The sequence below is a fragment of the Venatoribacter cucullus genome (genome assembly GCF_016132445.1).
In the GTDB taxonomy this organism is placed as follows: domain Bacteria; phylum Pseudomonadota; class Gammaproteobacteria; order Pseudomonadales; family Oceanobacteraceae; genus Venatoribacter; species Venatoribacter cucullus.
The window spans coordinates 1,997,576-2,011,378 of the sequence record NZ_CP046056.1 but is presented as its reverse complement, the minus strand read 5'-3'; the positions used below and the strand labels follow the sequence as shown (position 1 = coordinate 2,011,378).

At 55.9% G+C, this 13,803-nt stretch carries 13 protein-coding genes; all 13 read left to right on the top strand.

The annotated features are described in order from the left end of the window. Positions 1–338 precede the first annotated feature (338 nt). The 13 genes from flhA (at position 339) to GJQ55_RS09515 (ending at position 13,795) form a co-directional block, all read left to right on the top strand. Positions 339–2,549: a flagellar biosynthesis protein FlhA gene (flhA, locus tag GJQ55_RS09575; protein WP_275944421.1), complete on the top strand. Its 2,211-nt coding sequence runs from the start codon at positions 339–341 to the stop codon at positions 2,547–2,549. Between the two features lie 15 nt (positions 2,550–2,564). After that, positions 2,565–3,998, top strand: coding sequence for a flagellar biosynthesis GTPase FlhF (gene flhF, locus GJQ55_RS09570; protein WP_228344739.1), 1,434 nt, complete (start codon positions 2,565–2,567; stop codon positions 3,996–3,998). Positions 3,999–4,000: 2 nt separating this feature from the next. Beyond that, entirely contained in the window at positions 4,001–4,819 is an 819-nt protein-coding gene (locus GJQ55_RS09565; RefSeq protein ID WP_228344738.1) for a MinD/ParA family protein, read from the top strand. Between the two features lie 57 nt (positions 4,820–4,876). Beyond that, on the top strand, positions 4,877–5,557 hold the full coding sequence (locus tag GJQ55_RS09560; RefSeq protein WP_229367427.1) for an RNA polymerase sigma factor FliA: 681 nt from the start codon (positions 4,877–4,879) through the stop codon (positions 5,555–5,557). 134 nt (positions 5,558–5,691) lie between these two features. After that, a complete protein-coding gene (gene cheY / locus GJQ55_RS09555; RefSeq protein ID WP_479266825.1) occupies positions 5,692–6,066 on the top strand; it encodes a chemotaxis response regulator CheY in 375 nt (124 codons plus the stop codon). Positions 6,067–6,097: 31 nt separating this feature from the next. Further along, positions 6,098–6,865 (top strand): protein phosphatase CheZ, encoded by a 768-nt coding sequence (locus GJQ55_RS09550; RefSeq protein ID WP_228344735.1) that lies wholly within the window; start codon positions 6,098–6,100, stop codon positions 6,863–6,865. Between the two features lie 12 nt (positions 6,866–6,877). Further along, positions 6,878–9,073, top strand: a complete 2,196-nt coding sequence (locus GJQ55_RS09545) for a chemotaxis protein CheA (protein ID WP_228344734.1) — start codon at positions 6,878–6,880, stop codon at positions 9,071–9,073. 21 nt (positions 9,074–9,094) lie between these two features. Further along, positions 9,095–10,120: a protein-glutamate methylesterase/protein-glutamine glutaminase gene (locus tag GJQ55_RS09540; protein WP_228344733.1), complete on the top strand. Its 1,026-nt coding sequence runs from the start codon at positions 9,095–9,097 to the stop codon at positions 10,118–10,120. Next, complete coding sequence (locus GJQ55_RS09535; protein WP_228344732.1) at positions 10,120–10,860, top strand: motility protein A; 741 nt, start codon at positions 10,120–10,122, stop codon at positions 10,858–10,860. Before GJQ55_RS09540 ends, GJQ55_RS09535 begins: the two co-directional genes overlap by 1 nt. Further along, positions 10,857–11,543, top strand: coding sequence for an OmpA/MotB family protein (locus tag GJQ55_RS09530; RefSeq protein ID WP_228344731.1), 687 nt, complete (start codon positions 10,857–10,859; stop codon positions 11,541–11,543). The genes GJQ55_RS09535 and GJQ55_RS09530 overlap by 4 nt, the downstream gene beginning before the upstream one ends. 92 nt (positions 11,544–11,635) lie before the next feature. Further along, the gene (locus GJQ55_RS09525) at positions 11,636–12,424 is read left to right on the top strand and encodes a ParA family protein (protein ID WP_228344730.1); all 789 of its coding nucleotides are present in this window, start codon (positions 11,636–11,638) and stop codon (positions 12,422–12,424) included. Beyond that, complete coding sequence (locus tag GJQ55_RS09520; RefSeq protein ID WP_228344729.1) at positions 12,411–13,184, top strand: chemotaxis protein CheW; 774 nt, start codon at positions 12,411–12,413, stop codon at positions 13,182–13,184. Before GJQ55_RS09525 ends, GJQ55_RS09520 begins: the two co-directional genes overlap by 14 nt. Before the next feature lie 125 nt (positions 13,185–13,309). Next, positions 13,310–13,795: a chemotaxis protein CheW gene (locus GJQ55_RS09515; protein ID WP_228344728.1), complete on the top strand. Its 486-nt coding sequence runs from the start codon at positions 13,310–13,312 to the stop codon at positions 13,793–13,795. Positions 13,796–13,803: the final 8 nt, after the last annotated feature.

Sequence of the window (13,803 nt, the reverse complement as noted above, 5' to 3'; positions counted from 1 at the left end):
GGGGGCATGAAGCCGGAAGCTTGAGGCTTGAAGCAAAAAAATGCTCGCTGCGCTTGACGGGAAACGGGAGATGCCAAAAATCGTCCAGCGTCCAGCGTCCAGCGTCCAGCGTCCAGCGTCCAGCGTCCAGCGTCCAGCGTCCAGCGTCCAGCGTCCAGCGTCCAGCGTCCAGCGTCCAGCGTCCAGCGTCCAGCGTCCAGCGTCCAGCGTCCAGCGTCCAGTGTTGGGATTTTTCTGCAGCGCACGCAGAACCCTGAACGCTTAACCCTCAACCTCAAAAAGTTGGACAGCTTTTTGCAAGACATCCGTCAGTGATGGTTTTCTGACGGATTGAACACATGGCGACAGCCACAAAAACTCAGGTGATGGGGCAGCTGAAGCAGGGCGCTTCCTTGCTGGCCAATGGCAATCTCAGCATCCCGCTGATGGTGCTGATTCTGCTCGGCATGATGACGCTGCCGATACCGCCGTTCCTGCTGGATATCTTCTTTACCTTCAATATCGCCTTATCGGTCATCGTGCTGCTGGTCAGCGTGTACGCCAAACGGCCACTCGATTTTGCCGTATTCCCGACCATTCTGCTGGTGGCGACCCTGTTGCGGCTGGCGCTGAACGTGGCCTCTACAAGGGTGGTGCTGATGTACGGTCACGAAGGCGGCGATGCCGCTGGTAAAGTGATCGAGGCCTTCGGTGAAGTGCTGATCGGCGGTAACTACGCCGTCGGTCTGGTGGTGTTTATTATTCTGGTGATTATCAACTTTGTGGTGGTCACCAAGGGTGCCGGCCGGGTGTCAGAAGTAAGTGCCCGCTTCACCCTGGACGCCATGCCTGGTAAACAAATGGCGATTGATGCCGATCTGAACGCCGGCCTGATTGATGCCGATGAAGCCAAAAAGCGTCGGTCGGATGTGGCGGCCGAAGCCGATTTCTACGGCTCCATGGACGGTGCCAGTAAGTTCGTTAAGGGCGACGCGGTCGCCGGTATCCTGATTCTGGTGATCAACGTCATCGGTGGTTTTGCCATTGGTATGGTGCAGCACGGCCTGAGTTTCGGCGATGCGGTTTCTGCTTATACGCTGCTGGCCATTGGTGACGGTCTGGTGGCACAGATTCCGTCACTGCTGCTGTCTACCGCCACCGCCATTATGGTGACCCGCAACAGCAGCGATGAAGACATGGGTGAGCAGATTTTCACGCAGATGTTCTCCTCGTCGCGCGCTCTGGCGATATCGGCCGGGCTGATGTTTTTAATGGGTCTGGTGCCGGGCATGCCGCATACCGTGTTTCTCGGTTCGGCGCTGGTCGCGGGCCTGATTGCTTATATCATCAGCTGGAAAAAATCTGGCGGTGCGCTGGGCGACGCCGTGGTGCGGCGTTTAACCGGAGAAACGGTGCCGGCCGGGGCGTTACCGGGTAAAACCGCGGGCGGCAGCGACAAAGCGCTGGCGGCACCGAAAGAAAAAGCCGAAGCCACTATTAAACAAATGGAAGTGAAAGAGCTGGGCTGGGATGACGTAGAGCCGGTTGACCGGGTGGGGCTGGAGGTCGGCTATCGTCTGATTCCGCTGGTCGATAAAGCCCAGGGCGGTCAGTTGCTGAACCGTATTAAAGGCGTGCGCCGTAAGCTGTCGCAGGAGCTGGGCTTCCTGATGCCGTCGGTGCATATCCGCGACAACCTCGATCTGCTGCCGAACCAATACCGCATTACCCTGATGGGCGTAACGCTGGCGGAAGCGGAAATTTACCCGGAACGCGAGCTGGCCATTAACCCCGGCCAGGTGTTCGGCAAAATTGACGGTCTGGCCACGACCGACCCGGCCTTTGGTCTGGAAGCCTTCTGGATTGATCCAAACCAGAAAGATCGTGCCCAGACCCTGGGCTACACCGTGGTGGATGCCAGCACGGTGGTCGCCACGCACCTGAACCAGAAACTGCAGCGCCACGCCCACGAACTGCTGGGTCATGAAGATGTGCAGCAGCTGGTGGATATTCTGGCCAAAACCTCACCCAAACTGGCCGAAGAGCTGGTGCCCAATACCGTCAGCATCAGTCAGCTGCTGACCGTATTGCAAAGCCTGCTGCGTGAGCATGTGCCCATCCGCGATCTGCGCTCAATCGCCGAGTCTTTGGCGAATTCACCTTCGAAGAGTCAAGATATTGCCACGATGACGGCGGCGGCGCGTCTGGCATTAAGCCGGATGATCGTCCAGAACATCTATGGCAACAGGGATGAGCTGGTGGTTATGACGCTGGATCCATCATTGGAACAGTTATTGCTTAAGACATTGCAGCAGAGCGCGCAGCAGGCTCAGCAATATGGTCTGGTTCTGGAACCGGCCATGGCCGAAAACCTGCAGCGCTCCCTGGCTGAAGCCGTACAGGCACAGGAAATGGCCGGCAATCCGGCCGTGTTGCTGGTTACCAGTCAGTTGCGGGCTGCCATGGCGCAGTTCATCCGCAACAGCATTGAGCAGCTGCATGTACTGGCTTACCAGGAAGTACCGGACAACAAGAGTATTACCATTGTCGCCAGTATCGGCGGCAAATAGTTGTGAGTGTCGATTATGAAAGCAAAACGCTTCACCGCCGCTAATATGCAGACCGCGCTGCGTCTGGTATCCCAGGAACTGGGCCCGGATGCCGTGATTGTGTCCAGCCGCAAAACCGCTGAAGGTATGGAAGTGGTTGCCGCGCTGGATTATCACAGCCAGAGCGCGGCGCCGGAACTTGAGCGCCAGCTGCAACTGCAGCAGGAGCTGGAGCAGGCCAAAACCCGTCAGCAACAGCGCGCTCCGGCCCGTACCGAACAGCGTGCCGCCCGTTTGCAGCAGGCCCGCGAGGCGGATGTTGGTTCGCAGGCCAGTCTGGCCAAAGTGCTGCGTGGCTTTAAAAACGACCAGCTCACCAGCGCTGCCGGCAAGCCCCGCGCTGCGGCGGTGGCGCAGCCGCAATCTCAACCTCAGTCACAGCCCCGCCGTGTGGTGTCGCCCGTGCAGGAAGAACGCCCGCTGGCGCGTCCTCAGCCGGCGGCCGTGAGCGAGGTAAATGATACTGGCCTGTACAACCATGCTCTGGAACAGATGCAGGGCCAGCTGCGTGAACTGAAAGACTGGATGGTCAGCCATAATGGCAGCCCCTGGGATACCCGCCGGCCCTTAACCTGGCAGCAGTCGCAGATGTGGGCGCGGTGTCAGGATCTGGGACTGGAACCGGCCTGGGCCGATGATATTGCCGCCCGGGTAACGTCCTCCGATCTGGATCAGGCCTGGCAGCAGGTGCTGACCATGCTGCAGGACGATATTCCGGTCGCTTCTACCCAGGTGCTGGAGCGTGGCGGTATGGTGGCATTGGTTGGCCCTACTGGTGCCGGCAAAACCACTACCATCGGTAAAATTGCGGCGCAGTTTGTGATGCGTCACGGTGCCGGTTCAGTGGCACTGGTAACACTGGATAACTATCGCGTGGCCGCCCATGATCAGCTGCGCAGTTTTTCCCGCATTCTGGGCGTGCCGCTGCACGTATTGCCGGTGCAGGGCGATCTGAACAAATTGCTCGATACCCTTAAAGATAAAAAGCTGGTGTTGGTCGACAGCGCCGGTTTATCCAGCCGCGATCAACACTTTGACGTGCAATTGGCTATGCTTAAGCAAGCTGGATCAAGGTTGAAGAAATTACTGGTGTTACCATTAACCAGTCAGGGTCGTTGCCTGCAGGAAAATTACGAATTGTTCAAACCCGCTGGCTTGTCTGGTTGTGTGTTTACCAAACTGGATGAATGTTTCAGCCTGGGAGCGGCCATGAGTGTCGCGGCGCTGACCCGTCTGCCGGTTACCCTGGTAACGGATGGCCCGCATATTCCGGATGATATTCACTACCCGGAGGCTGCCAAACTGGTAAGACTGGCCGAACAGATGGCTCGCATGGCCAGAACGCGCTGGCAGGCTGCCACCGCGATGACAGAACGCAGCCGCCCGGCGGCTAATACGGAGTATAAATAAGCATGGCAAGACATCCCGTACAGGTGATCGCCGTTACCGGTGGTAAGGGTGGGGTCGGTAAAAGCAACGTATCGGTCAATCTGGCCATCGGACTGGCCGAACTGGGCCGCCGGGTAGTGGTGCTGGATGCTGACCTCGGGCTTGCCAATATTGATATTCTGCTGGGGCTGAGTGCCAACAAAACCATTGAAAATGTGCTGCAGGGCGAGTGTGATCTGCGTGACATTATGGTGAAAGGCCCGGGCGGTATCCGTGTGGTGCCGGCGTCGTCCGGAACCCAGAAACTGACGCAACTGAACAGTCGTGAACACGCCGGTCTGATTCAGGCCTTCAGCGATATCGGCGACGATATGGACGTTTTGATTATCGACACCGCCGCCGGTATCTCCGAAGGTGTGATGAGCTTTGTGCATGCGGCGCAGGAAGTGTTGATGGTGGTGACGGATGAGCCGACGTCCATTACAGACGCCTACGCCCAGATCAAATTGCTGAACCGTGATTACGGCCTGTTCCGCTTCCGCATTGTGGCAAATATGGTAAGAACACCACAGGAAGGTACGGCGTTGTTCAATAAATTGACCAAAGTAACCGACCGTTTTCTGGAAGTCGCATTACAATATGCGGGTGCGATTCCGCAGGACGATGCGCTGAAACGTGCCGTACAGCGTCAGAAAGCGGTACTGGAAGCCTATCCGCGCTCCAAAGCGGCAATTGCCTTCCGGGCTCTGGCGAAAAAAGTAGACTCATGGCCGTTGCCTTCTACCCCCCGTGGGCATCTGGAATTTTTCGTGGACCGGTTAGTGCAGGAAGCTGGGGCATAACGAGTGTCAGTAGGAAGTTGCCTGGTGTATACCGACGTTCAGAAGCATGACTATGAAATGCTGGTGCGTGAACACGCCACGCTGGTGAAGCGCATTGCGCATCATCTGCTGGGGCGTTTACCCGACAGTGTTCAACTGGATGACCTGATTCAGGCCGGCATGATCGGCCTGATTGAAGCCGCGCGTAAATACGACGGCGGTAAAGGTGCCAGCTTTGAAACCTATGCCGGTATCCGTATCCGCGGTTCGATGCTGGATGAAATACGTCGTGGTGACTGGGCGCCGCGTTCGGTGCATCGTAATGCGCGCCGCATCAGCGCCGCCATCCGCCAGGTCGAAAACGAAAAAGGCCGTGACGCTGAAGATACTGAGGTGGCGGCGGTGCTGGGCATCAGCCAGGACGAATACCACAGTATTCTGCAAGACAGCGCCGGCTGCCGGCTGTTCAGCTTTGAAGAAGTGCTGGAAAAAAGCGAATCCGGTTTTGATGTGTTTGATGATGAAGGTTTACCCGGTCCACAGGATGGGGTGGAGCGTGAATCGTTTCAGCTGCAGCTGGCCGGTGCCATTAAAACCCTGCCGGAACGGGAACAGCTGGTGCTGGCCCTGTATTACGACGAAGAGCTTAACCTGAAAGAAATCGGGGCGGTGCTGGGGGTCAGTGAATCGCGGGTCAGCCAATTGCACAGTCAGGCGGCACACCGGTTACGCACCCGGTTATCCGGTTGGATGGGCTAACTTATTAATCTGACGGTATTTTTTTCGGTCAGAGTGCTGTGGTTTGTGGATAATGCATTAACTGCGTCTACACTCAACCGATGGGACGACTTGGAATATAAAGTCGATTATTGGAGGTCGTTTTGAACAAAAACATGAAGATTCTTATTGTTGATGACTTTTCAACAATGAGACGGATCGTCAAAAACCTGCTGCGTGACCTGGGCTTTACCAACACCCAGGAAGCGGATGACGGGACCACTGCGTTGCCGATGCTGCAAAACGGTGACTTTGATTTTCTGGTTACCGACTGGAACATGCCGGGCATGACCGGTCTGGATCTGCTGAAGCGGGTACGGGCGGATGAACGCCTGAAAAGCCTGCCGGTACTGATGGTAACAGCAGAAGCCAAACGTGATCAGATTGTGGCAGCAGCCCAGGCCGGTGTGAATGGCTATGTGGTTAAGCCTTTCACAGCGGCGGTGCTGAAAGAGAAAATCGACAAGATATTTGAACGCATCGAAGGTTAAAGAAAGGCGACCCTTAATGTCCGGATTCAATATGAACACCGACAACAGCGATGTCAGCAGAGAAATCCGCAACCTTGCTGAAAATATGCTTAAGGAGCTGGAGCGCGGTGATATTGGTCGGGCTGTCTCGCTGGTTAACGACCTCAACGATGTGCGGGATCGCACGCTTTACAACGAGATCGGCCGCCTGACCAGAGCGTTGCATGAAGCCATAAAAAATCTGAATGTCGATACTTCGGTGGGGGCCTCTTCAGAAATAGCCAATGCGACCGATAAACTGACATACGTGCTGGAAATGACCGATAAATCGGCCAACCGCACCATGGATCTGGTGGATGCGGCGATGCCGCTGGCCAGTGATATTCATGAGCGAGCCAGCCGGTTGAATGCCCAATGGCAACGCTTCCGGAAAAAAGAACTGACACCGGATGAATTCCGGGCCCTGAGTCGGGAAATGACCCAGTTCCTGCAGGACAGTGCCGGTCAGTCGCAACAATTGCAGGGGCAGCTTTCTGACATCGTGCTGGCACAGGATTTTCAGGATCTGACCGGCCAGGTTATTCATAAAGTGGCCGCTCTGGTACGCGATGTGGAGGCCCGGTTGGTTAATCTGGTGCTGATGGCTGGTAATGTCGACAAAATTACCGGGATCACCCACACCGATCTGGACAGCGACGTTGTGGCGCCGGCAGAGGGTAAAAATATCGCTGCGGAAGGACCGCAGATAAATAAATCCAGTGAAGACGTAGTTGCCAGCCAGGATGATGTTGATGACTTACTGTCCAGTCTTGGTTTTTGAAGGAGCTAACGGATGAGTTTCGATGCTGATGAAGAGATCCTCCAGGATTTTCTGGTCGAAGCCGGCGAGATCCTTGAGTTGCTCTCTGAACAACTGGTCGATCTTGAACAACGCCCGCAGGATAAAGATCTGCTGAATGCTATTTTCCGCGGCTTTCACACCGTTAAAGGTGGCGCTGGATTTTTACAGCTGAGCCCGCTGGTGGATTGCTGCCATGCGGCGGAAAACGTGTTCGATACTCTGCGCAACGGTAAACGCTCTGTTACCTCCGATTTAATGGATGTGGTGTTGCAGGCACTCGACAGCGTCAACGAAATGTTTGATGCCGTTCGTTCCGGCGCCACACCAGACAACGCTGATCCTGAATTAATTGAACGCCTGCATCAGCTGGCTAAGCCTGCCTCCGAAGACGACGTGGCGGCCGATGATGTCGTTGCCGTTGATTCTGAAGAAACGGCAGACCTGACCGAAACAGCAGCACCGGCGCCTGTTGATGACGGCGATATTACCGACGACGAATTTGAACGGTTGCTGGACGCACTGGATGAACAGCACCAGCAACCTGCCGACGATGGCGCTGCCGCTGCAGAGGCTGGCTCATCTGGCGCTGACAGTGACGAGATTACTGACGACGAGTTTGAAGCATTGCTCGATCAGTTGCATGGCAAAGGTCGCCATACTGGTGTAGCCGCCGATGCTGCGCCCGCTGCAGAACCGGTAGCCGCGGAAGCACCTGCCGGGGCTGGTGGTGATGATCTGATCAGCGATTCCGAGTTTGAAGAATTACTTGATCGCTTACACGGTAAAGGTAAGCACAGTGCCGCAGCGGGTGCCGATGCTGCAGCCACTGCCGAATCTGTCACTGCCGAACCTGCCGCTGACAAACCAGCGGCTAAGACGACCGCAAAACCCAGTAAAAAACCTGCTGCCGCCAAAGCTGAACCGGCTAAAGCGGCACCGGCTGCCAAAGCCGCCGCCGCCAAAACTGCGCCGGCACCCGCTGCTGCCGCTGATAAAGATTCTGCCGCGGAAACCACGGTACGGGTCGATACCAAACGTCTCGACGATATTATGAATATGGTCGGTGAGCTGGTACTGGTGCGTAACCGTCTGGTGCGGCTGGGCCTGAAAAGCGCCGATGAGTCCATGTCGAAAGCCGTGGCTAACCTGGATGTGGTTACTGGTGATCTGCAGGCGGCGGTGATGAAAACCCGGATGCAGCCGATCAAAAAAGTATTCGGCCGCTTCCCGCGGGTGGTCCGGGACCTGGCCCGGCAACTGAAAAAAGAAATTAACCTCGAACTGCGCGGCGAAGAAACCGACCTGGATAAAAACCTGGTCGAGGCGCTGGCTGACCCGTTAGTGCACCTGGTGCGCAACTCGGTTGACCACGGTGTGGAAATGCCGGACGAGCGCGAGAAAAAAGGTAAGCCCCGCGTCGGTACGGTGTTGTTGTCGGCCGAGCAGGAAGGCGACCATATTCTGCTGATTATTCAGGACGACGGCCACGGTATGAATGCCGATGTGCTGCGCCGTAAAGCGGTCGAAAAAGGCATTATGGATCAGGATGCTGCTGACCGCCTGACCGAAAATGAATGTTTTAATCTGATATTTGCCCCGGGTTTTTCCACCAAAGAGCAAATTTCGGATGTGTCCGGCCGCGGTGTGGGTATGGACGTGGTGAAAACCAAAATTGCCCAGCTTAATGGCACGGTGGTTATTCATTCCAAACCGGATGCCGGTACCAGCATTCATATCAAAGTGCCGTTAACGCTGGCGATTATGCCAACCCTGATGGTCATGCTGAAAAATCAGGCCTTTGCGTTTCCGCTGGTCAGTGTGAATGAAATTTTCCATCTCGACCTGACCAAAACCAACGTAGTCGATGGCCAGGAAGTGATTGTGGTGCGGGAAAAACCGGTACCGCTGTTCTATCTGAAACGCTGGCTGGTGAAGGGTGAAAACCGCGCCATAGCGGATGAATCTGCCCATGTGGTGGTGGTTTCAGTCGGCACCAAACGGGTTGGTTTTGTGGTGGATCAGCTGATCGGTCAGGAAGAAGTGGTGATTAAGCCGCTGGGACGTATGCTGCATGGCACCCCGGGGATGTCCGGAGCTACGATTACCGGTGATGGCCGTATCGCTCTGATCCTAGATATTCCCAGTATGCTGGCGCGTTATGCCAGTCGCCATGCGATTACACGCTGAACCTAAGGAAACCGATTTTTCATGAGTATTCGTGTACTGGTCGTCGATGACTCGGGCTTTTTCCGCCGCCGGGTAACCGAGATCATTAATGCTGACCCGCGCATGGAAGTGGTTGGCGTAGCGGCTAACGGGCAGGAGGCAATCGAGAAAAACGATTCGCTGCGCCCGGATGTTATTACTATGGATTACGAAATGCCGGTGATGGATGGCATTACGGCAATCCGCAATATTATGCAGCGCCGGCCTGTGCCGGTGCTGATGTTTTCTTCGCTAACATTTGAAGGCGCGCGCGTTACGCTGGACGCTCTGGATGCCGGCGCACTGGATTTTCTGCCCAAGAATTTCGATGCCGTGGCCAAAGATTCGGCCGAAATCAAACGCGCCCTGACGGATAAAATTGCTGCCGTGGCGCGCAGCCATCTGCGTTCTGCACCAGCCCCTGTGGTTGCCGCGCGCCCTGTTGCCCGTAGCCGTATCGGCCAGAAAGATCTGGTGGTGATTGGTACGTCCACCGGTGGTCCGGCAGCGTTGCAGACTTTGTTCCGGACCATTCCGGCCGGTTTCAAAACCCCCATCATTATTGTTCAGCACATGCCGGGTTCTTTTACCAAAGCCTTTGCCGAGCGCCTGAATGGCCTCAGCCCGCTGGTGGTAAAGGAAGCCGTGGACGGTGACCGTATTCAGCCTTCTCATGTGTATGTTGCCCCGGGTGGCATGCAGCTGATGGTTGAGCGTCGTAATGGCGGCATTATTCATATCCGCGACAGCGACGAGCGCATTAACTACCGCCCCAGTGTGGATATTGCCTTTGCCTCGGCCGCCAAGCATTACGGCAATAAAGTGCTGGGTGTGGTACTTACCGGCATGGGAGCCGACGGCCGGGATGGTGCCCGCCTGATTAAACAGAGTGGCGGCCATATCTGGGCCCAGGATGAAGACAGCTGCGTTATCTTTGGTATGCCGATGGCGGTCATCAAAGATGGTCTCAGTGATGAGATATTGCCTCTGAAAGACATTGGCGGACGCCTGGCCGAAGAGGTCGGCTGATGAACCGCCGGGCGCTGTTACTGGTCGCCCTGGCTGTCGGTGCCGTTGGCACCGGCTTTGTTCTGGAAGGCGGCAATCTGGCTGCCTTGTGGAATCCGGCGGCACTGCTGATTGTCTTTGGTGGCAGCCTGCTGGCCACGCTGGTACAGATTCCTGCTGCTCAGTATCGTCCTTTGCTGGGCTTATTATCCTGGTTGTTATCGCCGCCGTATTTTTCTCTGGATGTGCTGTTGGGCAAGCTGACGGTCAGTGGTAATGCACTGCGCCGTGACGGCCCGCAGGCACTGGAAAAAGTGGCGACGGCGGAAACCGACCCGGTGTTGCGCAAAGGCCTGTTATTGCTGGCCGATGGCAGTGATACCAAAGCACTCGAAAAAGCCCTGTGGCTGGAACTGAAAAGCCAGCAACAGCGGGATGAGGATTTACTCAGCATTCTGGATAATCTGGCCGGTTACTTACCGACCATGGGGATTGTCGGTGCAGTACTGGGGCTGATGCAGGTGCTGGCCGATATCAAACAACCGGAAGCTCTGGCCGCCGGTATTGCTACCGCTTTTGTGGCCACCTTATATGGCGTTGCCGGCGCTAACCTGATGGTCATTCCGCTGACCAGTGCTTTACGACAGCAACTGGCGATCCGCCAGCGTTACTACGAAGCGATGATGCTGGGCGTGATGGCGCTGCGCGAGGGCATTAACCCGATGGCGCTGCGGCACCGCTTGCAGGGCGTAGTGTTGTGAAACGCCCGGATCCCCATCGTTGGCTGGTTTCTTATGCCGACTTTATGACGCTGCTGTGCGTCTTTTTTATTATGTTATACGCCATCGAACTGCTGGACGACGAAGAAGGCGCCGCCGCCCGCTCGCGCTTACAAACCTTGTTTACCGCGCTGGATGATGCCTTTGTGCCCGATCCGCCGGTCCCGGTGTTGCCAGTGGCCGAAGGCAGCGGTTTATTGCCGTTAATCACCGATTTACGCCAGGTGGCTCAAATTATTCCGGAAACGGACGATATAACGGTTGATGGCAGTGCCGACTGGATTTCGGTATCGCTCAACGCCGATTTATTGTTTGCCAGTGGCGAGACGGAAATACGTGACGAAGCCTTGCCGCTGTTGCAGCGAATTGCCGCTGAACTGCGGCAATACCCTTTTCCCCTGAATGTTCAAGGGCATGCAGATGATGCCCCGTCCCGGGGGCGTACCAACTGGGAGTTGTCGTCGTTACGGGCGGCTTCCGTGGTACAGAATCTGGCTTTATATGGGGTGGCACCGCAGCGGATGGCCGCGGTAGGGTTGTCTTACTACCATCCGTTGGTGGCGGCAGAAACAGCAGAAGCCCGCCGTAAGAATCGCCGGGTGGTTATTTATATGACCCAGAATACGGATGAATCTTTGTGGACTCGTCCGTCAGCAGAAAATTGACACGATTCTTGCATTAACCAGGGTTGGCGGCAGGGAATTGTCTTTAATGGCCGCCTGCAGACAGGTCGGACGCAGCGAACAGGTGAATTTTTGTGCGAATTTGGTCGATAGCAAATCAGAAAGGTGGGGTTGGTAAAACCACCAGTGTGGTCAGTCTCGGCGGTTTATTGGCCGCCCAGGGCAAGCGTGTCCTGTTGGTGGATCTGGACCCGCATGGCTCCCTGACCAGCTATTTCCGGCAGAACCCCGATAATCTGGAGCGCAGCCTGTATCACCTGTTTTTTGAGCAGCGCTACAAAGACAAGGCCTTTATTCAGACCGTGATCAAACCCACCAGTTTGCCCAATGTCAGCCTGTTGCCGGCCACCACGTCGCTGGCCACGCTGGAACGTCAGGTCAGTGGCCAGGAAGGTATGGGGCTGGTGCTGGCGCGCTCACTGGCCCAGCTGTGGGACGAATACGACTATGCCTTGCTGGATACCCCACCCATTCTGGGGGTGTTGCTGGTGAATGCGCTGGCGGCCTGTCAGCGTCTGATTATCCCTACCCAAACAGAACATCTGGCCCTGAAAGGGCTGGAGCGTATGGTGCACACATTGAAAATGGTGATGCGCTCGCAGAATCGTCAGCTGCCCTATACCGTGGTGCCAACCTTATTTGACCGGCGTACGCTGGCGTCGCTGACCACGCTGAAAGAAATGCGGCAGATTTATCACGATTCGCTGTGGTCGGAAGCCATTCCGGTGGATACCCGCCTGCGTGATGCCAGCCATGAAGGCGTATTCCCGCATCAGCTCGATGAGCAGAGCCGTGGCGTCCGGGCATACCGGCATTTGCTGCAGGATCTGGAACAAGCGGAGGCGGCCCGTGAGCAAAGCTGACGTTAAACCAGTCGTATTGCACAACCATGTGGATGGGGTGCTGCAGGATTATCTGGATCAGTTGCTGGTAACGGCGACTGTCAGCCCGGCCGTGCAGGCGGTACCGGTTGTGACGCCCGCGCCGGTGGTTGCTGAAGCTCCGCAAGCCAGCTCTGTTGTTGCCGTGCCCGTCAGCCGTACCCGGGTGATACCGGCAACGCCGGCGCCAGCCGTTCCGGCCACCATTGTGACGGAACCGCCAGCGGTCGCGGTTGCTGAAACCGAAACCGCGGCATTGCTCAGCACCAAAGAGGCACTCGACTGGCGCTCCAGTCAGGGCATTGAATGTCTGATCTTTAAAGTCGCGGGCCTGAAACTGGCCATTCCGTTGCCGTTATTGGGTGGTGTGTATCCGGTAACGGACAAAGTGACGCCACTCTTTGGTCAGGCTGCCTGGTCACTGGGGGTCTGGCAGGGTGATGACGTAAAATTGACGATTATCGACAGCGCGGTGCTGATTATGCCGGAGCGGGGCGTACAGCTGCGCGAAACCGGTTATCAGTTTTTTATTCAGCTGGATCGTTCGCCCTGGGCGCTGGCCTGCCAGGAGATCTGTGATACCGTGACGCTGGGCTATGATTCCGTAAAATGGCGTGGCGAAAGCAGTAAGCGGCCATGGTTGGCCGGTACTGTTATTGATGAGATGTGTGCGTTACTGGATGTGCCGGGTATTCAGCAGTTGCTGGAAGCGCAACGGCGTCCGGGCGCGAACCGGCATTAATTTTGCCGGAGTAATTATTTCTTTCTTCAACTGGTACAGTTTGTGCTGTGAACTATATTAGAGAGAGATTCTGAACAGCTTTTTGACACTGTCAGACAGCAATCTTTCTTAGCGAGGATGTTTTTATGTCAGCGATGGCCGGAAATACCAAAGGTGCCGAAGATCCCGTATTGCAGTGGGTAACCTTCCGCCTGGAAAACGAAACGTACGGCATTAATGTAATGCAGGTGCAGGAAGTATTGCGCTATACCGAGATTGCTCCGGTACCGGGCGCGCCTTCGTATGTGCTGGGCATTATTAACCTGCGCGGTAATGTTGTGACGGTGATCGATACCCGTCTGCGTTTTGGTTTACCGACTGCTGAGACCACTGACCAGACCCGTATCGTAATTATCGAAGCGGAAAATCAGGTAGTGGGCATTCTTGTGGATGCGGTGGCTGAGGTGGTGTATCTGCGTCAGTCTGAAATTGAAACCACTCCTAACGTCGGAAACGAAGAAAGTGCCAAGTTCATTCAGGGTGTTTGTCATAAAAATGACGAATTACTGATCCTGGTGGACCTGGAGAAAATGATGACCGACGAGGAGTGGTCTGAAATCCAGGGTTTATAGGAGCGATT

Bases quoted from the DNA above. Each gene is read 5' to 3' on its own strand.
- flhA (WP_275944421.1), top strand. From the start codon at position 339: ATGGCGACAGCCACAAAAACTCAGGTGATGGGGCAGCTGAAGCAGGGC.
- flhF (WP_228344739.1), top strand. From the start codon at position 2,565: ATGAAAGCAAAACGCTTCACCGCCGCTAATATGCAGACCGCGCTGCGT.
- GJQ55_RS09565 (WP_228344738.1), top strand. From the start codon at position 4,001: ATGGCAAGACATCCCGTACAGGTGATCGCCGTTACCGGTGGTAAGGGT.
- GJQ55_RS09560 (WP_229367427.1), top strand. From the start codon at position 4,877: ATGCTGGTGCGTGAACACGCCACGCTGGTGAAGCGCATTGCGCATCAT.
- cheY (WP_479266825.1), top strand. From the start codon at position 5,692: ATGAAGATTCTTATTGTTGATGACTTTTCAACAATGAGACGGATCGTC.
- GJQ55_RS09550 (WP_228344735.1), top strand. From the start codon at position 6,098: ATGAACACCGACAACAGCGATGTCAGCAGAGAAATCCGCAACCTTGCT.
- GJQ55_RS09545 (WP_228344734.1), top strand. From the start codon at position 6,878: ATGAGTTTCGATGCTGATGAAGAGATCCTCCAGGATTTTCTGGTCGAA.
- GJQ55_RS09540 (WP_228344733.1), top strand. From the start codon at position 9,095: ATGAGTATTCGTGTACTGGTCGTCGATGACTCGGGCTTTTTCCGCCGC.
- GJQ55_RS09535 (WP_228344732.1), top strand. From the start codon at position 10,120: ATGAACCGCCGGGCGCTGTTACTGGTCGCCCTGGCTGTCGGTGCCGTT.
- GJQ55_RS09515 (WP_228344728.1), top strand. From the start codon at position 13,310: ATGTCAGCGATGGCCGGAAATACCAAAGGTGCCGAAGATCCCGTATTG.